Annotated in this window: 24 protein-coding genes; 6 read left to right on the forward strand and 18 right to left on the reverse strand. The window is 41.8% G+C overall.

The window, feature by feature from the left end; genetic code table 11:
- A partial coding sequence (locus ACEQ1T_RS02675; protein WP_372530232.1) for a methyltransferase domain-containing protein occupies positions 1-505 on the reverse strand: 505 nt, incomplete at its 3' end.
- A 364-nt stretch (positions 506-869) separates the two neighbouring features.
- On the opposite strand from ACEQ1T_RS02675, the gene ACEQ1T_RS02680 reads away from it, so the two are divergent.
- On the forward strand, positions 870-1,736 hold the full coding sequence (locus ACEQ1T_RS02680; RefSeq protein WP_370221636.1) for an alpha/beta hydrolase family protein: 867 nt from the start codon (positions 870-872) through the stop codon (positions 1,734-1,736).
- Between the two features lie 730 nt (positions 1,737-2,466).
- Here ACEQ1T_RS02680 and ACEQ1T_RS02685 read toward each other — a convergent pair.
- The 3 genes from ACEQ1T_RS02685 to ACEQ1T_RS02695 all read right to left on the reverse strand — a co-directional run bounded on the left by ACEQ1T_RS02685 (position 2,467) and on the right by ACEQ1T_RS02695 (position 4,408).
- Entirely contained in the window at positions 2,467-3,144 is a 678-nt protein-coding gene (locus ACEQ1T_RS02685) for an NAD(P)H-dependent oxidoreductase (RefSeq protein ID WP_370221637.1), read from the reverse strand.
- 100 nt (positions 3,145-3,244) lie between these two features.
- On the reverse strand, positions 3,245-3,718 hold the full coding sequence (locus ACEQ1T_RS02690; protein WP_370221638.1) for a GNAT family N-acetyltransferase: 474 nt from the start codon (positions 3,716-3,718) through the stop codon (positions 3,245-3,247).
- Between the two features lie 288 nt (positions 3,719-4,006).
- The gene (locus ACEQ1T_RS02695; RefSeq protein ID WP_206843537.1) at positions 4,007-4,408 is read right to left on the reverse strand and encodes a VOC family protein; all 402 of its coding nucleotides are present in this window, start codon (positions 4,406-4,408) and stop codon (positions 4,007-4,009) included.
- A gap of 130 nt (positions 4,409-4,538) precedes the next feature.
- Between ACEQ1T_RS02695 and ACEQ1T_RS02700 the strand changes: the two genes are divergently transcribed.
- On the forward strand, positions 4,539-5,171 hold the full coding sequence (locus tag ACEQ1T_RS02700; protein WP_211202651.1) for a flavodoxin family protein: 633 nt from the start codon (positions 4,539-4,541) through the stop codon (positions 5,169-5,171).
- 53 nt (positions 5,172-5,224) lie between these two features.
- Here ACEQ1T_RS02700 and ACEQ1T_RS02705 read toward each other — a convergent pair whose 3' ends face one another.
- From ACEQ1T_RS02705 to ACEQ1T_RS02735, 7 genes are all read right to left on the reverse strand, one after another.
- Positions 5,225-6,256 (reverse strand): STAS domain-containing protein, encoded by a 1,032-nt coding sequence (locus ACEQ1T_RS02705; RefSeq protein WP_370221639.1) that lies wholly within the window; start codon positions 6,254-6,256, stop codon positions 5,225-5,227.
- A gap of 265 nt (positions 6,257-6,521) precedes the next feature.
- The gene (locus tag ACEQ1T_RS02710; protein ID WP_370221640.1) at positions 6,522-7,943 is read right to left on the reverse strand and encodes an ATP-binding protein; all 1,422 of its coding nucleotides are present in this window, start codon (positions 7,941-7,943) and stop codon (positions 6,522-6,524) included.
- On the reverse strand, positions 7,927-8,613 hold the full coding sequence (locus tag ACEQ1T_RS02715; RefSeq protein ID WP_206843528.1) for a response regulator transcription factor: 687 nt from the start codon (positions 8,611-8,613) through the stop codon (positions 7,927-7,929). The genes ACEQ1T_RS02710 and ACEQ1T_RS02715 overlap by 17 nt, the downstream gene beginning before the upstream one ends.
- 72 nt (positions 8,614-8,685) lie before the next feature.
- Positions 8,686-9,699, reverse strand: a complete 1,014-nt coding sequence (locus ACEQ1T_RS02720) for a hypothetical protein (RefSeq protein WP_370221642.1) — start codon at positions 9,697-9,699, stop codon at positions 8,686-8,688.
- Between the two features lie 180 nt (positions 9,700-9,879).
- Complete coding sequence (locus ACEQ1T_RS02725) at positions 9,880-11,250, reverse strand: MATE family efflux transporter (protein WP_370221643.1); 1,371 nt, start codon at positions 11,248-11,250, stop codon at positions 9,880-9,882.
- Between the two features lie 118 nt (positions 11,251-11,368).
- On the reverse strand, positions 11,369-11,695 hold the full coding sequence (locus ACEQ1T_RS02730) for a helix-turn-helix transcriptional regulator (RefSeq protein ID WP_206843520.1): 327 nt from the start codon (positions 11,693-11,695) through the stop codon (positions 11,369-11,371).
- Complete coding sequence (locus tag ACEQ1T_RS02735) at positions 11,695-12,111, reverse strand: SRPBCC domain-containing protein (protein WP_206843518.1); 417 nt, start codon at positions 12,109-12,111, stop codon at positions 11,695-11,697. The genes ACEQ1T_RS02730 and ACEQ1T_RS02735 overlap by 1 nt, the downstream gene beginning before the upstream one ends.
- Before the next feature lie 172 nt (positions 12,112-12,283).
- Here ACEQ1T_RS02735 and ACEQ1T_RS02740 point away from each other — a divergent pair, with 172 nt between their 5' ends.
- On the forward strand, positions 12,284-13,084 hold the full coding sequence (locus ACEQ1T_RS02740; protein WP_206843516.1) for a DUF169 domain-containing protein: 801 nt from the start codon (positions 12,284-12,286) through the stop codon (positions 13,082-13,084).
- Positions 13,085-13,182: 98 nt separating this feature from the next.
- The gene (locus ACEQ1T_RS02745; protein ID WP_370221644.1) at positions 13,183-13,785 is read left to right on the forward strand and encodes a class I SAM-dependent methyltransferase; all 603 of its coding nucleotides are present in this window, start codon (positions 13,183-13,185) and stop codon (positions 13,783-13,785) included.
- A 269-nt stretch (positions 13,786-14,054) separates the two neighbouring features.
- Here ACEQ1T_RS02745 and ACEQ1T_RS02750 read toward each other — a convergent pair whose 3' ends face one another.
- From ACEQ1T_RS02750 to ACEQ1T_RS02780, 7 genes are all read right to left on the reverse strand, one after another.
- Positions 14,055-15,227, reverse strand: coding sequence for a phenylacetate--CoA ligase family protein (locus ACEQ1T_RS02750; protein ID WP_206843513.1), 1,173 nt, complete (start codon positions 15,225-15,227; stop codon positions 14,055-14,057).
- On the reverse strand, positions 15,227-16,015 hold the full coding sequence (locus ACEQ1T_RS02755) for an ABC transporter ATP-binding protein (protein WP_009333564.1): 789 nt from the start codon (positions 16,013-16,015) through the stop codon (positions 15,227-15,229). Before ACEQ1T_RS02755 ends, ACEQ1T_RS02750 begins: the two co-directional genes overlap by 1 nt.
- 237 nt (positions 16,016-16,252) lie before the next feature.
- Complete coding sequence (locus ACEQ1T_RS02760) at positions 16,253-17,431, reverse strand: ABC transporter substrate-binding protein (protein ID WP_206843511.1); 1,179 nt, start codon at positions 17,429-17,431, stop codon at positions 16,253-16,255.
- A gap of 83 nt (positions 17,432-17,514) precedes the next feature.
- The gene (locus ACEQ1T_RS02765) at positions 17,515-18,576 is read right to left on the reverse strand and encodes a branched-chain amino acid ABC transporter permease (RefSeq protein ID WP_206843509.1); all 1,062 of its coding nucleotides are present in this window, start codon (positions 18,574-18,576) and stop codon (positions 17,515-17,517) included.
- 3 nt (positions 18,577-18,579) lie between these two features.
- The gene (locus ACEQ1T_RS02770; protein ID WP_206843507.1) at positions 18,580-19,464 is read right to left on the reverse strand and encodes a branched-chain amino acid ABC transporter permease; all 885 of its coding nucleotides are present in this window, start codon (positions 19,462-19,464) and stop codon (positions 18,580-18,582) included.
- Entirely contained in the window at positions 19,464-21,371 is a 1,908-nt protein-coding gene (locus ACEQ1T_RS02775) for an AMP-binding protein (protein ID WP_206843503.1), read from the reverse strand. The genes ACEQ1T_RS02770 and ACEQ1T_RS02775 overlap by 1 nt, the downstream gene beginning before the upstream one ends.
- Before the next feature lie 53 nt (positions 21,372-21,424).
- On the reverse strand, positions 21,425-22,195 hold the full coding sequence (locus tag ACEQ1T_RS02780) for an ABC transporter ATP-binding protein (RefSeq protein ID WP_206843501.1): 771 nt from the start codon (positions 22,193-22,195) through the stop codon (positions 21,425-21,427).
- A gap of 521 nt (positions 22,196-22,716) precedes the next feature.
- On the opposite strand from ACEQ1T_RS02780, the gene ACEQ1T_RS02785 reads away from it, so the two are divergent.
- The gene (locus ACEQ1T_RS02785; RefSeq protein ID WP_206843499.1) at positions 22,717-23,181 is read left to right on the forward strand and encodes a hypothetical protein; all 465 of its coding nucleotides are present in this window, start codon (positions 22,717-22,719) and stop codon (positions 23,179-23,181) included.
- Between the two features lie 211 nt (positions 23,182-23,392).
- Positions 23,393-23,767 carry a nucleotide excision repair endonuclease gene (locus tag ACEQ1T_RS02790; RefSeq protein ID WP_206843497.1) on the forward strand — a complete coding sequence of 125 codons (375 nt, stop codon included), beginning with the start codon at positions 23,393-23,395 and terminating at the stop codon, positions 23,765-23,767.
- The last annotated feature ends 84 nt before the right edge of the window (positions 23,768-23,851 follow it).

Consider the following 23,851-nt stretch of genomic DNA (forward strand, 5'->3'; position numbering starts at 1 on the left):
AGAAGACGGCATACGAGATACTGGTAGGTGACTGGAGTTCAGACGTGTGCTCTTCCGATCTCATCACGGCAGCGGGCTCTGCCAACCATTCAAGCAGTGCATGCGACATAATCAAATCAAATTTATCGACTTCTTTAACCAATTTTTTTGCAAGCGCTTGGTATGGACAAACGTACCACGTGATATCTAGCTCTTGATCAATTTGCTCAGCGTTTGCTTTTGCTTTTTCGAGCATATTTTCTGAGATATCATTGATGACCACGCTATGACCTTGAGCAGCAAGCTCTATGGTAATTTGTGCAAGCCCTGCACCCACATCTAGGATGCGTAACGGTCGCCCAAGCGCTTCACTCATCTGCGCACTGTATTCAAAAATATCACGTCGAAGTACCGCCAGTCTAATCTCTCCTTTTAAGCCGCCGTAGACCTTTTTTTCGAAATGATCAGCAATGCTATCGAAGCTACGATCAGTGCGTGTGTCTTCTGGTGCTGTGGTTTTTTCCACAGAATCTATCGGTTGATTGTCGGACAATGACATATTTTGATTAGAGGTTTGCATAAAGGGTTATCTGTATTGGGATTGTATTTTGGGACATCGTACAATAAAGCGCAAAGCGAAGCTAGAACTGGTTTAATGGCGATAAGCAGTTTTACATCGTTTAAAGAGCGCGATTAAGTACATGTTTTCCAGTAGCTTTTCATAATATTTTGCGGTATAAATAGTAAGGTTTAAGAAACAATAGTAGTTTGGCGGATATCGTACCCAGCTACTTAATAAGCACAAATGACAAAAAACCTATCAAAATGGACGCATATACTGCCAAGGAGTCTCAGCAACGTCTGATTCACCACTGCTAAGGACAGCAATAATGATCAAATCTACCACAGGTACTAACACTAAGTTATCTACCGATGCTTCTCACTCAATGTCTATTACCAACCATAAACCCACGATGTCACGCTGCCTACTGTCAGTTGCTATTGCCAGTAGTTTACTGCTGGTTGGGTGCGGCGACGATGATAACGATATCATTGTTCGTAATGATACGTCAGTTGAGAGTATCAGCTCATTTAGTACCGCGCAAATAGATGGCCAGTTTGGCCTAAATGGCACCGCCACCCCTGCTGCTAAATGTGATATAAAAATCGAAAAAGTCAGTTATCCGACGGTTGGTGCGGCAGGCGAGCGCACCAATGCGACCGCAGCTCTGATGTTACCAAGTGGTGATAGTGCTGACTGCCAAGGTGACCGACCTATTTTGCTTTACGCTCATGGCACAACGACCGATAAAGACTATGACTTTACCCAAGTGGCCAACACTCAGAATCCAGCGGTTGGTGAGTCGACATTGATTGCCGCAAACTTTGCTGCACAAGGCTATATCGTGGTCGCACCAAACTATGCAGGTTACGATGACTCAAAACTTGATTATCATCCGTATCTTGTCGCAGAGCAGCAAGCAACTGATATGGCTGATGCATTAGATAGCGCACGCGAAATCATTGCTAGACAAAAACGTGCCAATGACAGCGATTATGTGAACGTAGATGACTCAGGTAAACTGTTCATTAGCGGCTACTCACAAGGTGGACATGTCGCCATGGCAACTGCAAGGTTACTTGAGCATGCTCAGCAAAATCCAATGGAGTGGCTGTATAGCCTAATCCCCAATCTCCTTTGTTCTTCCCGGCAGCTTTGTATGCAAGAGTATTCACTTTTTCAGTCGTATGCTTGAGAGAGTAATTAATTCGGGAATCAAATTCAGTTTCCTGCTTAGACATTAACTTTATCAACTGCTGAAAGTTATTGAGTTCATGTCTATCCATCTCATCAGCTTCCATTAAATATGCAACTGCATTCTTTACGGTTTCCCATCCTATTTCAGCAGCACTGCTTCCAGGCAGTGACCAATGCAATAAGAACCCGGCAAGCTCTGCACTTGGATTATAAGACCAAGTTTCCTGAACCCCCTCGGTCCAATGCCACCAAGGAGCATGGGGGTAGTCGTTGTTTGAAGGCATCACTGATGGCCAAATTTTCTTCTCATGCATATAGCTGTGTTCCAAATAATTCACTAGTTTTTGTACAACATTTAACCCGGGTTTTGCTCCAATTTCCATCAAAATTTGTCCGGCCGTCCAGGAAGCCATCGGTGACGAGTAAGGTGACCAGAAATCAGGTTCAATGCCATGGCCGAATCCTCCATCTTCATTCTGAAAAGCTTCAATACATTTTATTACCCCTTCATCATTACGATCCTCAAAATGGTATGACCATAAAGCAGATTCAAGAGGCCTTGCATTCCTTTTTATCCATCTGCCTGTATTCTCAAATCTTTCTTTTGTTATCTTCATAAATAATTTCCTTTCTTAATTAGGAGCGTTTGATTACTTATTAGTTTTCTAGCTGGAATTTCAATTTCCTTTTTTAAACAATAAAAAAGGAAAAGAGTCAAAGCTCTTTTCCTAATCAATCCACTTTACAATATCATCGAATGGTCTGCGTGTTTTCGGCCTTGGGTCTTTCACCCTGTACCCAAATGCACACATTACTGACAGACCGAAGCTTCCTTCTTCAAGCAAACCTTCCTCGCCAAGCAGCTTATTCATTTTTTCAATGTCAAAGCCTTCAATAGGGCAGGAATCTATGCCAATTTGCGCAGCAGCGGTCATCATATTCCCAAGTGCGATGTAGCTTTGCTTGCAGGCCCAATCAAAAAGAGGGCGGTCTCCTTCCAGAAGATCAAAATCAGACTTCTGGAATTCCTCAATCCGCTGTAAATATTTTTCCATCATTTCTTCCGGCATACCCAGGGTATTTCTAAAGTGATCCTGCAAATACTGGGAATCATATTTAGTATCTTTTTTCGTTCTTGCCAGAACTAAAACAAAGTGGCTTGCTTCAGGCAGTTTACCGAATGCTCCCCAGGAGGCATTCTTAATTTTCTCACGGAGCTCCTGGTTCTGAACAACCACAAAACGCCACGGTTCAAAACCAAATGAACTTGGTGACAGACGGCCTGTCTCCAATATAAATTGAAAATCTTCTACGGGGATTTCTTTATTTGGGTCAAACTCCTTTGTCGCATGCCTGAATTGATAGGCATTCAGAATGTCTTCCTTTAAAGTTTCCTTTTCACGCAAACCCAAACACTCCTTTTCTGACTGTTCTAATTTTAACGTAACACATTACAGCATAACATTCATGAAATCAGCTTTTAGTCTGCCCTTTTCACCATCGTTCCTAGTCATTTGGGGACTGTCTTTGTAAATCCATAGACAGTCTGATCATGTCCCGGCAATGAATTCCATTTTCATGGATATCTTCTTTGTAATGCCGCACAAAAAAATCTTTATCGACCCCAGTGATTCTAAAACCGCATTTTTGGTAAAGAGCCAGCTGTCTAATACTGGAATTCCCCGTACCAATTTCAAGGGTCTTATTTCCACCTTGAAAAGCATGCTCAATTGCATGCTGAAGAAGCTGTCTGCCGATGCCCTCTCCCTGGTATTTTTCACTAACGGCAATATTAACAATCTCACAGGTTCCTGGCCTTGTGGCAAGAAGGATATAAACGCCGACTGCTGCTCCGTTAAGTTCTGCAATATATGTTTTCCCTCGATTTAGATAATCCTCAATAAATTCAATTGAAGGATCTGCCAATAATAGCAGATTCATAGGAGGGGGCTCTGAATGGCCAATACTTCGAATCTTCATTACGTCCTCCTTTTTATGTCAAGCTGGCAAAATAATCTTTGAAAATACTTTCTGTTTGTTTTTTTGGATCAAAAACGGAATGTCCTCTTAAATCAATAGAAATGACCCGTCTTGGTATTCCCCATCTTCCTTGAGAAAGTTCTCCTATCCACCTGAACATTCTTCCATTTGAAAGGTTCCCATGAATGCATATTACTGGAAGGCTGTCATTCTAGAATGCAGGTATCCATTCCAGATAATGAAGGGTAAAGCCTTCCTCTCTCTCTATAAAATGATGATCCATAGCAGTCATCTCCCCAGTGTATTTTTAATTGCTTTTATTATTTGATTTTCCTTTTCATGCTTATCGATATATTCAAAATATCCAATTCTATTTCCCCATGGATCCGAAAATGTAGCCCACTTAACAGGGACTTCTTTCCTTGTATGAATATCAAATGGTGTTATTTTTAATTCTGTGATTAGTCTTTCACGTTCCTGTTCAAGATCAGGCACGCCCAGCCTAATTGGACCGCTTCCTATACTGGGGGTACCCTCAGCTATCTGAAGCCAGCACCCTGTAATGAGTTCCCACTCTGCAAATCCTTCATGCGGAATGCAATCAGGCTTTTTATTAAACAGAGTTTCATACCACCACAGACCCTTTTTCATATCCAGAACCCGGAATTGAACCGTCATTTCATAGATCATTTCAGCCCCTCCAATCTCATGCCAAATTATGTAATTCGTTAAAATCATCACATTTCCTTTATTTTATTGTTTTTGAATGAAAGTAAAGGGAATTAAGAGTATTGGATAATAGAAAGGGAGTTGATTAAACATGCCAATTAATGCTTTGGTGTTAAACTGTACGCTAAAAAAGAGCAGTGAACCCTCCAATACCGGTGCACTTATAGATGAGGTTATTAAATTTTTTGATGAAACGGAAGTGGAAACAGAGGTTATTACAGCTGCAGACTTTAAGATTGGTTACGGCATTACTTCTGAAGCTGTGGATCAGGAGGATGAATGGCCGGATATTTTTAAGAAGGTGGAAGAGGCAGATATCCTTATCCTTGGTTCTCCCATATGGCTTGGCGAGCAGAGCAGCATCACCACTCAAGTTATCGAAAGATTATATGGGGGAAGCAGTCTGACCAATGAAAAAGGCCAGTATATTTATTACAACAAGGTTGGCGGCGTTGTGGTGACTGGCAATGAAGATGGGGCCAAACAAGTTTCCCGTTCTGTGCTATATTCACTCTCCCATATGGGATTCACCATACCGCCAAACGTTGACACCTATTGGGTTGGAGAGGCTGGTCCCGGCCCATCCTTCATTGAAGCTAAGGGCTATGAAAATGACTTTACAAGACAGCATGCCAAAATAATGGCCTACAATTTAATCCATTTTGCCAGAATGTTAAAAGCTCATCCTATACCTGCGGAAGGAAATATCGTCAAAGGCCAGTAACATTAATAAGAAGTAAAAAACCAGCATTGGCCCTAAATGCTGGTTTTTACTCTTTATTTTTTAGGAGAAATCTCCATTCCCAATTGATCTAATGCGTAGTTGATACCCTGCTGCAGAATAGAAAAACATGGAATTTGTGTTTGCTTATTACCGCTCTCGATTATTTGGAGGCTGAGATCCGGTGAAATCCCGACGAATATGCAGCTGCTGCCCAAAAGGGAAGCAGCCCTGACAAATTTCTTAAGGAAATCCAGAGTATATTGATCTACACCCTTTAATGCAGTTAAGTCCAGTATTAAATACTCAGCTTTATATCTGGGAAGATTCAGTAATGTTCTGTTCAGCAATTCCTCTGCCCGCAGCTCTTCATATCTTCCAACCAAAGGGATGACCAAAATGGAGTCGATCACAGGTATAATAGGAGAAGAAATCTCTTTAATGATTTCAGATAATACTCTGGTCTGCTCAGTAATTTCCTTTTCCAGCTCTTTCTGGGCGCTTTGAGTCCGCGCCTTTATCATTGCACTGATATTCTGGGAAGGTGTAATTTCGGATATAAAAAATTCATATTCGGAATACGGATCCCCCTGGACCTGGCTATGTCTCACCTTATACCACATATTTGTTTCAAACAGGCCGCTTAACACCCCTGCCCAATGTCCAGGCAAAAAAGCACCTTCTGTTTTTTTCTTTTGAGCCATATTAATCTTATATTCCCAGCCGCTGTTTACACGTACAATGGCTTTCTTTTCTTCAAGACAGAAGGAAACAATGTCTGTTTTTCCCCATCCGGCAGTTAGATAAATATTGGGCAGATGATTGATAATGTCTTCTTTTTCTTTATTCGATTCCAAATAAAATTTGCTGACAATTTTCCCTGTACGGTATCCAGCTGTTTCCATCACAAGCTCGGCCGACTTTTCACCAGAGATTTCTTCAATGGAGTCCAGCAGTGTCTTGAAAGCTGTGTTAACCCAAAATACCACTACTTCGTCATTCTCAAATCTAAAAGTTGCATCATCCAAATCCCAATCGAATAAAGATCCATTTACATTTATTTCATACTTGGAAGAGTTAGTCTCCATCGAATGCCCCCTCATTTAAAACATTCATTACTGTCTAGTCATCTATTTAAAGAACATTATTATTCTACCCTCCAGATTATTTCGGAGTCAAAAATGTATATGCTGCCGTTAAATTCTTATTAAATATGAAAAAAGGCCATGAAAAATAGCTGCTGAAATTTGCCGCCTGCGAGCCCAAAATCCATTCAACCTTCCGCATCTCATCATGCAAAGTTTTTATTCACCTCCAAAAAAGGATAGGCAAGCAAGTCTTCCCCGCTTATACCTACCCTTCTTCTTCCCACTTAATCGTAAATGTACTGCCTTTTGCCGAACTTTCTTTTAAAAATAAATTTGCGTTCAGAGCATTAGCCAGCAGTTTGCTGAAAGGAAGCCCCAAGCCAAGCCCTCTTACTTTCAGCTTCTTCTGTTCCCCCCTGTAAAAACGCTCAAAAATATAAGGCTGCTCCTCTGCGGCTATTCCTGATCCGTTATCATGAACCTCAATAAATCTTTCAGTTAAAATAACAGTAATGCTGCCATCTTCATCAATGGCATGATAAGCATTATTCAATAAATTAATCATAACCTGCTGAAGACGGTACGGGTCTGTTGATCTGCAAATGGTTTCAGCGGGCACTTTCACACTATAGTGAAAATGGCCTTTCTGTGATAAAGCCCATTGCCTCACAATATCATTCAAGAGCTTATTCATATCACAGATTTCAGGCCTGATTGAAAAGGCACCAGCCGATAATGAATTGAAATCGAGTAAATCCTCAATCATTTTCTGCAAACGGCTTACTTCTTTTAAGGAAATATCAAGAAATTCCTCTTTTTCTTCACCGCTTACAACATCGTCACGCACTGCCTGAATTAGGCCGCTTATAGATGTGACAGGTGTTTTCAAATCGTGTGTGACACCAGCCAGCAATTCTGCCCTTAGTTTTTCTAGGTGCATTAGCCGCTCTGTCATTTCTTTAAACGATATGATTAAATTATGAATCTCTTCCTCATTGGCCCTGGCTTTCAGGTCGATTTTATAGTCTCCTTCGCTGACTTTCGAGGCAGCCTGAGCTACTTCCTGAATAGGCCGCGAAATTTTCCTCGAAAGAAAATAAATGACGCTCCATCCAAGCAATCCCAATCCTGTGAGCATGATAAATAACAGGGAATATTCCTGATTTACGTTCGTCAAATCATCTGCGCTTTGGACCACCACGACCCATCCAACCTGGTTATTGTCGAATGATATTACCGACTTGACCGCATACACGGCCTGCCCATCCTGTGTATCCAGTTTTTGGACATTCTTCTGGTTCTCAAGCAAATCTGCAGGCAAAGTACCGAGATTAGGACCAGCCTGGTTATTCCTCTGCATACGTCCAGTTTTCTTATATAAAATTTGTCCATTTAAATCACTTATAAAAACCTGGGGATCAAATTTAAATTCCAGGAGCTTCGCTCTTTCCTCAAGCATTCTGTTAAAAAAAGGATCGAATTCGATGCCGCCGTCCTGCTGTACGACACGCCCCGCTGTTTCATCAGCAACATACTGCAGCAAATTCAGCCGGTTTTCAAGAGTTGTCTGCCTGATCCACCACATAGATCCCGCTGCCAGTATGATAAGTCCGATGACAAGTGTAAAAAGATAGCGGGTTGTCCAATAGCGGAGCAGTGTTGTTCTTTTATTACTTTTCATAAACATGGAATTGGTACCCCATTCCTCTGAGCGTCCTTATTTCACCTTCTGTTTCCGGCCAGTCCGTTAATGCCTGCCGTATCCTTTTTACGGCCAAATCGACAGCACGGTCGCTTCCGTCATAATCCATTCCCCAGACATGTTCAATCAACTGATCCCTGGTGAAAGTTCTGTTTGGCCTTTCAGCCAAAAACAGCAGCAAAGATAAATCCCGAGGAGTCAAACTTACTTCCTTGCCATTCAGGAAAATGGTATGCGCATCAAAATTTATCGTTAAGCTTCCATATTGCTTTATTTGATCATCCGTGTACATATTTGCTGATCGCCGTAAAACGGCATTCACACGTGCAACAACCTCATCCCCAATAAATGGCTTTGAAATATAATCATCTGCACCTGTATTCAAGCCCTTCAACTTGTAATCGATATCCCCCAGCGCTGTAAGCATGATGACAGGACATGCGCTTTTTTCACGTATTTTTTCGAGTACACCCCAGCCATCCATGCCAGGCATCATAATATCCAGGATCACAAGCTGAGGTGAGTGATTGAAAAATTGCTCAAGGGCATTGGTGCCGTCATATGCTGTTAGAACTTCAAATCCTTCCCGCTGCAAATAGGCGCTTAAAACCTTGGAAATAGCTAATTCATCTTCTGCTACAAGGATTTTTTTCATTTTTACCTTCCTCCAATAAATTAACTATACAGAAAAATCCCCGAATTTGTACACGGGGATTTTTAAAACTTATTACAAAGAGCCTGAATCTGTACTTGTATCAGTAAGATCTTCTTTAGATACCCGCTGTTTCATGCTGCCATCTTTGCCATGCCCATAACTGCCTCTCATTTCCTTTTTGCCAAATCCTTTGATCCCCATAAATGTTTCTCCAAGAACGTCCTGTAATTTAGCACTGTCTTTTTCTTCTATTTCCTCTATTAGGTCTGCTGTTGATTTGTCATTGGTGGGAATACCCAAGTCCTTAGCGAGGTCTGCCACTTTTTTCTCCCTAACCTCTTTGGCGATTTGCTGAATGAATTTCCCATCTATAGATATGCCCAGTTCCTTCGCTTCTTTCTTGACCTTCACGGAAAAGACCTCTTGTGCAGCTTCCCTGATATCTTTGCCTTCTATGGAGATTCCCAGCTTTTCAGCCTCTTTTTTTACTGATGCTGTAAATATCTCTTCAGATAAGATCTGCAAATCTTTTCCATCAGCAGAAATTCCAAACTCCTTTGCCTGCTTTTTTACGGAAGCAGTCTGTATATCCTTCTTTAGAGTCTCCAAATCTTTGTCTTCAGTCGATACTCCCAGTTCTTTTGCCTTCTCTTTCAGCTTTGCTGTACCGATTTCTTCATGGAGAGCTTCTGCATTTTTTCCTTCTGTCTTGATGCCCAATTCTGCTGCTTCCTTTTTCAGCTTAGTAAGCAATACTTCTTCCTTAAGGTCTTCAGTGTCTTTCCCTTCTGTTTTAATCCCAAGCTCCTTCGCTTCTTTCAGAATTTCTGCTTCCCTGATTTCCCCAATTAATGTTTCAGCATCTTTTCCTTCTGTTTTAATATCGAGCTCTTCAGCCCTTTGAAGGATAGATTCAGAGTCATTAGTACCCCCCCTGCCTTGATGGCCAGGCCCCTTGCTTTTAAATTTCCAGCTTAACCCGCCTTTTTCTGCAGAAGCATCTGTATCTGCGGCAAAAGATGTTGTTGCATACCCCCCTGCCAGTAATAAACCGGCAAGGCTAAAACCAATGATTGTTTTTTTCATTACTATACCTCCTGATCATTTTCAAGGCCAAGCATTCTTAACCTCGACTTTACTATATCGGTGCAATATGTCAGAAAGATGTCAAAAAAACTTACTAATAAAAAACTGCACCTCCATTTGTTAGTTGTGCCTAACAAATGGGGTGCAGTTCAATGCCGCATTAATCGGCCAGACGGTTTTTTAGCCTGCTTCCCTTATTTCTTCATTGATAAATCTCTTCTTCTGGATAAAGATGAGCCTCATTGAAAGACAAACACCTGCAGCAAGAAGCCCGAACGTAAGGCCAAGCCAATATCCAGTAGCCCCAAGGCTGGTATGATGTGCAAGGACGTAGCCAGCAGGCAGACAGATCAGCCAATAGGCAACCAATGTGATAACAAAAGAAATATTCACATCTTTATATCCTCTTAATGCAGCTTGTGCAGTAGCTTGGATGGCATCGGAAATCTGGAAAAACAGGGCGTAAATTAGAAAATGGGCAGTTAAGGTAATAACAGCGCTATCAGTAGAATAAAAACCTGCAACTTTATAGCGGAAGAAAACAACCAGCAGCCCAGTAAACAAGGCAATCAATACGGCTAAATAGATGCCAAGCCAGCTGTAGGCTTTTGCATCCTTATACCTGCCTGCCCCCACTTCAAATCCGACTAACACTGTCTGCGCCATAGAAATGCTGATCGGGATCATATACAGGAAAGAAACAATGTTTAAGGCGGACTGATAGGCCGCAATAGTTGTCACATTGAACCTGCTGATTAAGATGATCACCACGGCAAACATACTTGTTTCAAAAAAGATTGACAATCCCATGGGTACTCCAATCTTTAAGATTTCTTTACCTTTATCCCATGAAAAATCATGAAGCCCGCTGAATATCGTATAACTCGAAAAAGGCTCCTTCGTTTTTATAATAAAAGCAGTCATGACAAGGATGAACCAATAAGTGATAGAAGTTGCATACCCTCCTCCTGCTCCTCCCAATTCAGGAAATCCCCAATAGCCAAATATCAGGACATAATTCAGAAAGAAATTGATTGGAAGCGAACAAAACAAAATCACCATTACAACTCTCGTTTTGCCGAGTGCATATATGAAAGATCTTAAAACATTAAATATGAATAAAGGAATGATTCCAAAGCTGAGTCCCACAAGATAGCCCCGAGCCGTTGTTTCCACAGCATCAGTAAGATTCATGCTCCCAAGCAGCGGGTCAAGCAAAAATGAACCCAACAGGATGACGGCAAAGGCAATAACAAAGCCAAGAAATATTCCATTTTTCACGATAGCAGAAACTTCTTTGTTCTTTTTCTCTCCAAACGCTTGAGCAGCAATTGGAGAAACAGCCATTAAAATTCCGCTGAGCCCGGTAAAAACAGGATTCCAAATGGATGAGCCTATCGCTACACCAGCAAGGTCTGAAGCATTATATCTTCCCGACATGATCGTATTAAAAAAGACCATTGCAAACATGCCAAGCTGCGTGATTAGTATAGGAATCAGCATGATGGTAATTTGCCTGATCTTCTCCTGTAAAGTAAACGTCTGATACATCCTAAGGACTCCTTCTCAAAATAGTAAACACAAATATCATTATATTATATCTTTAAGAATAAAGACCTTACTTTTATACAAAAGAAAAAAGAGCTGCAGAAGCTCTTTTTCCAGGACATCACTCATTTTCTTCTTCAACTATATATTTAAGTTTTTGCAGCTTATTATTCCAGAATTGTTCATAATAGGACAGCCATTGCTTCAATTCTGTCAGCGGCTCAGGCTGGAGATGGTAGATTCTTTCTCTGCCTGCCTTTTTCCCTTTTACTAACTCAGCTTCAGAAAGGATATGAAGATGTTTTGATATGGCAGTCCGGCTTATGGGAAAATGAGCGCTTATCTCTGAGATCGGGCGTTCTTTTTCGGCCAGCAGCCTCAATACTTCTCTCCTCGTTGGATCGGCGATTGCCTGAAACACATCATGTTTCCTGGCAGAAGCACCCATTATTCCTCAACAACCTTGCCAAGCTTCGCAAGAATTCCAGTCCATCCCTGAGACATTCTTTCACGGATAACCGCACTCTCAGCTTGAGCTTTCTCAACTAGTTCATCTGCCTGTTTCCAGCCGCCATGTATAAGCGTAAATTCAGTTTTGCCGCCCAAATCTTTCAATAGAAAAGATACAAACCAGCCATCTGTATCCCATTTAAAAGAAAGCCGATTAGGTTCATCCAGTTCTGTGACCTTACACGGGGACGGACCAAATGGGGACTGAATATGAAATTCATAGCCCAGCTCAGCCTTAAAATCATTTGGCATAAACCAGGCTTCAATCCCTTCAGATGTAGAAACTGTCTTCCAAACTTTTTCAATCGGTGCATTAAGTATAACTGTCTGTTTAATATCCTGAAGTGTTTCCATATACATACTCTCCTTTAATTATAAAGTACAACCTTTTGGTTTCATTTAAATCATATACAACCTTTTGGTTTTATGTCAACTGGAATATTATGATGTTTCCTAAAATTAAGCCTAAATATGCAGGTTAATCCATATAATTTACAGAATTATTCTAATAACTAAAGGAGGGATTATGATGCAGGAAACGATTCAAGCCCAAAAACTTTCTGATCTGGAAACTGCGATTCTTACATATGTGCGACCCGATACTTTTCCGCTGGCTATAAGAGTTTTAAAAAAAGGGGAGGAACTGCCTGACAGGGTAAAACGTCCGGCAAGAGACTTTGGCAAAACATTCAGCATCTGCCAGGGTGTGACCATGTCAAGAAGATATGGCTGGTCCATTGCCATGGGCAAGGAAGACTTATCATGCCCAATTGCCAAAATCGCTTTTGGATTTGAAGTGGAACTGGACTATTACTCAAAAGGAAGCTTAACAGATGGCATGTATACAAAAACCTGTGACCTTGGTGCCTTAACCGAAGCGGCCGTTCCTAAGTTTTCAAAGGAGGAAGCGGGAACTATTTTAATGGCTCCTCTGGGGAGAGCAGCATTTGAACCGGAAGTAATCACTGTTTATGGGAATTCAGCCCAAGTCATGAGAATGGTTGCTGCTGCCCTCTATCATACGGGCGGTGAAATTACATCCACATTTACAGCTAGAGCTGACTGTGCCGATATCGTTATTAAGACCATAAAAACGGGTAAGCCACAGGTGATACTGCCATGCTATGGTGATAGGGTTTTCGGGCAGACACATGATCACGAAATGGCCTTTACTATTCCTTTTTCAATGTCAGATGAATTTGCTGAGGGATTAAAGCAGACCCACAAAGGCGGTGTGCGCTACCCTGTCCCAACCTACCTTCAGTATGAGGCAAAGTATCCGGACACATATGAAAAGCTGAACGAAATGTTCGACAGCCTCCCTTGATTTATTGATGCTGGTGCCCTAAGAGAGGTACCAGCTTGTTTCATTTTCGGAAAAGGGTAAAATAGAAAAAGACAGCTATTAAGAAAAGAGTGAAAATTTTGAGCAGCTTATTCCCATCCCTATATGATTTGGCCATGCAGCCTCTTGAAATAAGAAAATTCCGGAAAATCAGAAGTGAAATTCTTTCCATGGCGGACGGCCGGGTACTTGAAGTTGGCGCCGGCACAGGCATCAACTTCCCATTATACAAAAATGCGGCTCTGGTCGCTGCCATTGAACCAAGTCAGGCAATGATTGAAAAATCTATTCCACGCAAGAATGCGGCTGGTGTTCCTATCCATATCCACCGGCAGTCTGCTGAAAATCTTGAATTTGCGGACAAAACATTTGATTCAGCAGTTGCCACTCTTGTTTTCTGCACGATACCAAACCCTGACAAAGCACTCGCGGAGATCAGACGAGTCTGTAAGCCAAAGGCAAAAATACTATTCTTTGAACACGTAAAAATGGAGCAGCCCGCTCTGGCATTTGCCCAGGAAGCCTTAACCCCTCTATGGAAACGAATTTGTGACGGCTGCCATCTAAACCGTGATACACTTCTGGCTATACAGGATTCCGGCATGAAGGTTACAAACGTGACTTCCTATTATAAAGGATTGTTTCTAGTAGTGGAATGTGAGAATAGCGATGGCAGTCGTTGATTTTTTATAAGCGGCACCAATTGTGATTATTTGGGGATTGCAACTCTATTTTTGTTGATAGCAGCTGATTAGCTGCGGTTTTTCTCCCTCTTACCTTTTTACGCGTTAATCCGGCTGGTTAACTACCATTTTCCTCCTCCACACCACATTTTTGGCGTTAATGCGAAAGATTATTTCCCATTTTAAAATCATGATCTCTTTCGGCTTTTTTCAGAGTACAAATTCAGTTCTCCACAAAAAAGAAGGCCGATTCAATCAGCCTCCTTTTACTACACCTTTTTTAATTCGTAGTTCCGGTTATCCACCAGCTTCTTATCATCCTTCTTAATTGAGCCTGCCGCTGTTAATTCCAGGATTGGCTTGACCCTGATCACGTCCTGAATTTTTGATGAAAGCTCAGAGTCCAACCCTTGCTCAGATTCTACGAAAATAGTAAGCTGATCCTGCCCGTTCTCATTTGTGACAAAAGCCTGAAAAACTGAATACCCTGCTTCATTCAAAACCTGTGCAAGCTGTTTTTCTCGTACAAACATTCCTTTAACCTTTACTCCATCACTAACACGCCCCAGCACTCCTGCAATCCGTTTTCCCCCGTACCCTTTAACCCAGCGGGAGAGGTCGCCAGTGCCAAAGCGGATGAGCGGGTAGCTTTTATCAAATAGAGTGACAACCACTTCACCTTCTCCATCTGAAACCTCCCACCCAGTCTGCGGTTCACAGATTTGTACAATGGCAGAATCAGTTATTCTCAGGCCAGGGCCCTGCTTGTCTTCAAAAGCAATGCACCCGCAATCGGCAGTTCCATAGCCTTCATATACCGAAATCCCATTGTCTTCACACCTTTTCCGCATTTGTTCAGTCAGCATTTCAGCAGTGAAGAATACTTTGTTAATCGCTATTTCGTTACCAATCTTCCATCCTTTCTCTTCAATGGCATCGAGCAAAAGGTTAAAGAAGCTCGGAGTTCCCACATAGCCGGTTACCAGGACATCCTTCATGATCTGGATCTGCAGCTCCCGATTCCCGGTTCCGGCCGGAATTACAGTTGCACCTAATTCACGAAGTGCCGAGTCAAACATAAAGCCTGCCGGTGAAAGATGATAGGAAAATGTATTCTGTACAATATCATCACTGTTAAACCCGGCTGTCCTGAGAGCTTCTGAAAAACGCCAAAAATCCTTCTCAGTGGTTTGCGGATCATAAATTGGACCTGGTGACATAAAAATCCGTGCCATCTCATTTGGCTTTACAGCTGCAAGGCTTCCGAAGGGCTGGTCTGCTGATTGCAATTCCGGCAATCGATCTTTTTTAAGCACGGGAATTTTTTGTAAATCCTTGAGAGATAGAATGTCACTTGGAGAAATGCGTGCCTCTTCAAGCTGACTTTTAAATCCTTTGGCACTGTCATATGCATGCTGAATCACTTCCTTCAGCTTTTCCACTACAGCCACCTCTTTCTTCTTTTATAAGATTTAATATCTTTATAGCTTTTCCGTCCCTTATCTCCCATACCAAGGTAAAATTCACGCACATCCTGATTGGAAAGGAGCCGGTCCACCGTTCCATCCATTACAATCCGGCCGTTTTCCATGATGTATCCATAATCGGCAATCGATAAGGCAACATTGGCATTTTGCTCAACTACCAATATCGTGGTACCCTCTTCTTCATTGATTTTTTTGATGATCCCGAAGATCTCTTTTACCAATAGCGGGGCCAGTCCCAATGAAGGCTCATCGAGAAGCAGCACCTTTGGCTTTGCCATAATCCCCCTGCCAATGGCCAGCATTTGCTGCTCTCCTCCTGACAGATATCCGGCCTGCCTGTGCTTCAGCATTTCAAGCTTTGGAAAGTAATGATAAACTTTTTGAATATCACTTTTAATATTCTTCCGGTCTTTCCTGGTATGTGCACCCGCAATCAGGTTATCTTCCACAGAAAGGTGCTTGAACACGCGCCTTCCTTCCATGCACTGAAAAATCCCTTTCTTTACGATGGTTTCAGCATCGCTAACATCAATGCGCTCCCCATACAACTCGATAAATCCGTCTGTCACTTCACCATTCTCACTCTTCAACAGTCCGGAAATGGCTTTAAGGGTGGTGGTTTTCCCTGCGCCATTGCTGCCGAGCAAAGCAACTATTTTCCCTTTCGGCACCACCATCGACATCCCCTTTAGTACAAGGATGACCTTATCGTACATCACTTCGACATTGTTAATTGTCAGCATACATCTGTCCTCCCAGCTTTATTAACTCTTTCTCTATTTATTCGTTCCAAGGTCAAGTTCTGAATTATTTGTTGTTTGCTGGTTTTCCAGGTTTGTTTGCAAAACCTGAGATTTATTTGCGAATGCCAAGCGCTTGTTTGCCAAATTTCGAATTTATTTGCATTGTTCACAATTTAGCGATATTCCAAGCCTGTAAAAGTTAACAGGAGGCGGGTAAAAAACCTCGCCCCCATCATTTTAGTAGCCGATATAATCAGTGAACACTTCAAACTGCCCGTTCTTCACTTCTGCCAATCGAATTTGGTTGGTGCCAGCATGATTGTCAGGTGAAAAAGTAACTGGAGCGGCTAGACCGCCAAGATCCAGATTTGAGATTTTCTCCAGGCCGGCACGGATTCCTTCACCTGAAGTCGGGTCTTCAGCAAGTTTTAGGCCTTCAACCATAATTTTGGCGGAAACCCATCCCTGGATAAATTTCTGGTTCTTGTCTTCCAGCTTTTCACCCTTGCTTTCTACGAACTTCTTGATTTCTTCCATTCCAGGAAGATCTTCATAAGGGAATGCATGTGTGACAACCCCGATAAATCCTTCAGCCGCATCACCCGCAATTGGAAGCAAACCTTCACCTGCAGCCCAGTTTAAACCGATGAATTGTGTATCAAGGCCAAGCTTTTTAGCATCTTTTAGAATCGTTGCGGTTGCCCCCCAAGTTTGGTTGATAATCGCATAATCAGGATTTTTCTTTTCCATGTTCAGTAATTGGGAGGTTGCATCAAGTGTTTTCAGGTCAACTATTTGCTCATCAACAATTTCAATGCCATTTTCCTTTGCATAATTCTTGGCATCTTCAATTGGGGATTTTCCAAAAGCCGTATCGTTGTATATTAATGCTACAGTAGGTGTGCCGCCAGTGTGATTGTCTTTTATCCATTTCAGTACGGATCTTGCCTGATCTGAGTATGAAGCTGCGGCCAGGAAGTTATATGGGCTTTCGTCAATATTTTTTAGATTCTCTGAGTATGAAGCCGAGATGAATGGAAGTTTGTCAGCTGCCACCTGCTGGCGAAGCGCTTCTGTGTCACCTGTCCCCCATCCTAAAATGGCCGATACTTTATCTTTTGATTTCAATTTCTGATAAAGTTTTTGGGCTTCAGGAATTTTATAAGCATAGTCATCACCGATTAATTCGAGCTTATATCCATTGATCTCCTTTCCTGCAATGGATTCAAAAAATGCTTTTTCACCCTCTGCATATGGTGTTCCAACATCCCCGGTACCGCCCGTAAGGTCAAAGATACCGCCGATTTTGACTGTGCCTTTCTTGTCACCCGATGCTTCCTCGCTGCCTCCTGAACAGCCAGCCAGCATTCCAGCCATTAATGTTGCTGCCAATAAACCTTTCCAAACCTTCTTCATAATGTTCCCCCTCATTTTTACCTCTTTTTTATAAAAATTTGAAAGTTTTACTTTCAAAATTTTCAGAAATTATTACCCGGGAATTAATAAGAAAATGGCCATAGTTTAAAGTAGTCTTTAATATTTTTCCATATTTTCGCGAGTCCCTGCGGTTCATAAATCAGGAATAAGATAATCACTAGGCCAAATACTACCTCTTTCATACCTATTAAGACTGCAGATAAGTCTGGAAAAACCCCGCTCATCATTTCTACACCTGATCTTAGAACAACTGGAAGCAATGTAATGAAAACAGCTCCGTAGATCGACCCGAATACACTCCCTAATCCGCCGACCAGTATGATTGCTAAGTATTCGATGGACACTGTAATGCTGTATAGCTCTGGACTTACAACCATGGTATAGTGGCCCAGTAAAGCTCCGGCAATGCCAACGAAGAAGGAACTCACAATAAATGCCAATACTTTATACTTAAACAGATCGATTCCCATCACTTCTGCTGCTACATCACGGTCACGTACTGCTATGAATGCCCTGCCGACCCGCGACCGGAAGAGGTTCAGGGTGAAGGTGGCCGTAATAATCAGCACTGCAAACATCAAATAATAATAGCTCCGCTCACTGTAAAAGACAAAACTGCCAAGTTCAGGCCTTGATAGAACCATTCCGGCTGTTCCGCCTGTCAGCGCATCCCAGCGGGAAATAATAAACAAAATGATTACCTGTGCTGCCAGTGTCGCAATGGCTAAATATAATCCTTTTAGCCTTAAGGAAGGCAATCCGAATAGTCCGCCTACAATCGCCGTCACAATGCCGGCTGTCGGCATGGCAATCCAAAAGCTTAATCCAAGCTTGGCTGTCAGAATGGCCGACGTATATCCGCCTACTCCGAGAAACGCGCCTACCCCTATGGAAATCTGGCCCGTAAAGCCCGTCAGGATGTTCAGGCCAATCGCACCAATCGCGGCAATTCCGCAAAGCGTTGCCAGTCCAATGATATAATCGGATGCAAACATCGGAAAGACTGCAAATATTGCCAGAAGAATGAATACCCGCATCCTTACTCTGGAGATTTTCCAGATGGCCATATCTTGTTTATAATTTACATGGAATTCTCCACAATCCATTACAAAAGGATTTCTCATCGGTTACACCCTCTCGATTTCTTTTTTTCCGAACAAACCATATGGCTTGAACATAAGGATAAATACGAGGATGACAAACGGCATAACCTCTTTCAGACCGCCACCAACCAATGGATCAAGATATCCGCCAGTCAAGCTCTCAAGAATGCCGATGATCAGTCCCCCGATGATGGCCCCGGGGATACTGTCAAGTCCTCCTAAGATGGCAACCGGAAGTACTTTTAAGCCGATCGCTGAAAGGGATGCATTAACACCATTTATGTTCCCGAGAAGGATGCCACCAACCGCAGAAACAATTGCAGCAATTGCCCAGGCAACTGCGAAAATCATCTTAACGCTGATACCCATTGACATAGCCGCCTGCTGATCATCTGCGGTTGCCCTCATCGCAATTCCCAGCTTCGAATATTTGAAAAAGAGGGTGAAAATGATAAGCATAGCCACAACGATTAAAAGTGACCATAAATAGACAGGTGCAATGACAATCTCACCAAGATTAATCGGCTGTTCTGAGAAGATTTTTGGAAACACACGTGTTTCATGTCCCCAAATAATATGGACAATCCCAGCAAGAACACTCGATAAACCGATCGTCGCCATTATCATCGATATGACCGGCTCTCCAATAAACGGACGCAGAACAATACGTTCAATGACAAATCCTAAAACGGCACTGAACATAAGCGCAATTAAAAGGGCTGCAATAAACGGAATGTTGTAGGCTGTAATAAGCGTTAAACATACATACGTTCCAATTAAAAGGAACTCTCCTTGTGCAAAGTTGATGGCGTCACTGGATTTATAAATAAGCACAAAACCCAGTGCCACAAGTGCATAAACACTTCCTACAACTATTCCTGTTACGAGCATCTGCAAGAAAAAAGTCATTAAGCTGCCCCCTCTCCTTCATCCAAAAAAATGACTTGAAGCGTTGTTTGGATGGTTTGTTCCATGCCATCACGATACTTGATCGTGCCATTGACCCGTATTTTTTTGTCCTCTGTATAAAGACCATCGATTAAGGCCTGATATTTTCTAGCAACAAACTGCCTGCGGACTTTCTTTGTTCTTGTAAGCTCTTCATCATCTGCATCCAGTTCTTTATAAAGAAGAACGAATTTTTTCACCCGGGCTTTTTCAGGCAGGGTCTGATTGATTTCCTGCACCTGTTTTTCGATCAGTTCCAGCACTTCCGGTTTGGATGATAAATCGGTATAAGTTGTATAGCTGATTTGATTTTTCTCTGCCCAGCGCCCTACATTTTTCATATCGATATTGATCATGGCAACCACATATGGGCGATCCTTCCCGATTGCTACCGCTTCCTGTATGAACGAACTGAATTTCAGCTTATTTTCGATAAATTGCGGGGAGAACATCTCACCTGTATCAAGGCGAATGACATCTTTAATACGGTCAATGATATACAAATGCCCATCTTCATCCAGCCTCCCTGCATCCCCTGTATGTAGCCAGCCATCCTGAATGGTTTCGATTGTACTTTTCTCGTTTTTATAGTACCCTTTGCAGACGCTTGAGCTTTTGATCAGAATTTCTCCTTCATCAGAAATTTTCACTTCTGTTCCAGGAATAGGAATTCCAACACTGTCCAGCTTAATGTCTCCGTCCCTGTGCACAATAGATATGCCTGAAACTTCTGTCTGCCCATAAATGCTTTTCACATTGACTCCTATGCTGTGGAAGAACTCAAATACATCTGGGCCTAAAGGGGCACCTCCGGTATAAGCGCGCTTGATCTTCAGGAGTCCGAAATGATCGCGAATCGCACTGAACATCAGATAATCAGCAATTCTATAGAGAACCTTCGTTCCAGTGCTGACAGGTTTGTTTTCAAAATGTGCTTTGGCTGCCTTCTCGCCTATCGGCTTGCACAAATTATATATCTTTCTTTTTAGCCAGCCGCTGTCCTGAATTCTGACCTGAAAGCGAGATACCATATCTTCATATATTCTTGGAGGTGAAAACATAACCTGTGGCCCAATTTCCCGAAGGTCTTCCAATACGGTTGCCGGCTCTTCAGGGAAATTAATCGTCATCCCATTGTATAAGCCCATAGCAAAGGTCATCATTTGTTCCCCGATCCAGGCAAGCGGAAGGAATGATACATATTCATCCTTATCAGTCAGCGGATCGATGTCTGATAGGTTTTTAGCCATGTCTATCAGATTCCTGTAAGTAAGCATCGTTCCTTTCGGATTGCCTGTCGTTCCTGAAGTATATGATAAAATAGCCACGTCATCTGCAGAACCTTTATCAACTTCCTGTGCAAATAAATCAGGCTGCTCAGTGTGATAAACCCGTCCCATTTGCAGAACCTCTTCAAATTCAAAAAGAAAATCCTCCCGGTAACTTCTCATGCCCCGTGAATCATAATAAATAATCGTTCTGACTTTAGGAATGGAGTCTTTAATTTCCAGAAGCTTATCCACTTGCTCCTGATCTTCTGCTACTATTATAGTTGCGTCACAATTATCAATGATGTAACTAAGTTCAGCAGGTAAGGATTCCTGATAGATTCCGACTGAAATGCCGCCCAAGCTTTGCACAGCAAGCTCACTGATTACCCATTCAGGTCTGTTATCGCCAATAATGGCTAGCTTATCCTCCCTTTTCAGACCTAAAGATGCCAACCCCAAGCTGAAATTCATAACTTTCTCCAAGAACGCTTCATACGTGATTTCATTCCAAATTCCAAATTCTTTTTCTCTTAAAGCAACTTGTGACCCTTTTGTGTAAGCCCTTTCAATCAGCAGCTGCGTAAATGTCATGCTCATAGAATCGCTCCCCCCTCCTAAAAAATAAAACTAACTTTTAGCCGAATTATCTGTTATACGGCATTCTCTTCTCCCAGATAAGCTTCTATGACTCTAGGATTATTCTGAATCTCTTCGGGCGTCCCGTAGCCAATCAGTTTCCCGAAATCAAGAACTGCAATGTGATCGGATAAATCCATAACAACTCCCATGTCGTGTTCAATTAATATAATGGTTGTATTCATTTCTTCATGAATGTCGATAATGTATCTGGCCATGTCCTCTTTTTCTTCACTATTCATGCCTGCCATCGGCTCATCCAGAAGAAGGATGTCAGGTTCCAGTGCCAGAGCCCTGCCGGTTTCGACCCTTTTCTGCAATCCATACGAAAGAGTTCCCACGGGAGTATTGCGGATATCCTCAATTTCAAGAAAATCGATTACCTGCTCAACTTTTTTCCGATGTTCAATTTCCTCTCTTTGCGCCTTTCCCCAATAAAATCCTCCTGCAAGAAGCCCGGTTTTCATTCTGACATGCCTGCCAAGCATCAGATTGTCCAAAACAGATAAATGCGGAAAAAGTTCGATGTTCTGGAATGCCCGGGCAATACCCATACTGGCTCTTTTGTGAGGTTTATAGCGGGTAATATCTTCCCCTTTGAAGTGGATGGAACCAGATGAAGGCTTGTATAGTCCGCTAATGCAATTCAGCATACTTGTCTTCCCTGCCCCATTTGGCCCAATAAGCGAAAAAATCTCTCCTTCCTGCACTTCATATGAGACATGATCGAGAGCTACTACACCTCCAAACCTTAAAGTAGCATCTTTTATCTCTAAAATCCCCAATCTTTCAACCCCCTTTATTTCGATAAGCAAAGTATTTTTTATAAAATTATGAATAGTTTAAATATTCTTTACATGTTTATTTTCTCCTTTTAATATTTAAAATATTTTTCAGTGCTAAGCTATTTTTCATTTCTATGTGATTGGGAATATTGATATGACAAATTCCTTATGTGTAAGTATTTTTCACTATGAGCTAAGTCGTAAATAGTATGCACACTCTTTATGTAAATAGAAAGAAGAATAGCTGAACACAATGTGCCCAGCTTAGTTTGGTCTTAGTCCAGCTTCACCCATTATGAAGGCTGCTGATGCCCCGCTTTTGGATTACTAGTTAAATCACGACTAAATCATTTCCTCTCTCAGATTTTCCTTAAATGTATGTGCTGTCCCTTTTTTGGCATTTTACTGCAGCATGGCAGGTTTGCAACAGATCCATTAATTTCTTATTGGCTGGTGATTAAAAAAGTGCCGCTTACATAACAATGCTAGTAATTCGAAATTAAATAAAAGGAGAATCTGACTTGATCTGTTTGTGTGAAGAGCTTTCCTTAGCCTATTGCGGCCGAGAAAGAAAAATAGCCATATTAGAAGATAAACATACTGTTTTAAAAAACTTTGGTCTAAACGATGAAAACTGGCTGAGCTTTTGGAATATTGACTGCAGACTCCTGACTATGTTTTATCGATCCCTGGATGCGCATTATGAATGGTTTATTGTCGTCTATGATTATGAAAAGTTCTGTTCAGACAGAGAAATAAAAGAAGCCATAATTTTGCATGAAATTGGACATATTACCTATCCGGCTGGAAAGAATATAATCTGTACAGATACTGAAGTTCAATGTGATCGGGTAGCTATTGATTACGGCCAGAAGGAAGGAATCAAGAAGATTTTGGACCTCACCCTTAAAATGGCACGCTCGCTTAATAATGAAGTGCTGCTGAATATGACAAAAGAAAGACAAAAACAATTACACTCTATATAATCCAAGCATTTAAAAATTTTTTCAGCAGTACATGTAGCACGGCAAGTTTTGCATGATCTTTAGATGATCGAGTTCTAAATGTTCCGAAGATAGGAGGGCAACCTGCAGTTCACTAGGTTTCTGGGGCCAGGCAGAATCCCATGATGCTTTTAATGTGGATTACATATGAAATTTATGGTACTCTTTAATCTTAGAATAGGAAGTGATGATATTGATAAAAATTGAAATTCCCGAGCCAAATCTCGTCATTACAAGAAGCAGGCAAACGGGGCAGGCAGGAGAAAGTGACCTTAGCAGTGTCTATGGTTTCACAGATTATCATAAGATACCAAGAGACAAGGGCGGCATGATTCTGTTCTTCGATGCGAATGAAGATCTGCTCTTTGCTGGGAAGGCACGAAAATTAAGGCAGCGCGTGAAAAAGCATTTTGAAGATAATGTTTCCCCAATAAAAAATCATCGTGATGATGTCTATAAAATTGCAGTCATTTACGTTGAAGACAGCATGGAGCGCGAAATTTATGAGACTTATATCATTAATACCCTTCATGCAAAATATAATATAGACAAAGTATTTTACAAATAAAAAGGCCATTCCGGCCTTTTTTTTGTAAAAAAGTATAACTTTAAACTTCGATAACTTTCCTGCGCAAGCAGCCCCCCTCAAGGT

Origin of the sequence: Cytobacillus sp., from assembly GCF_964223445.1 — a bacterium.
Lineage (GTDB): Bacteria > Bacillota > Bacilli > Bacillales > Cytobacillaceae > Cytobacillus.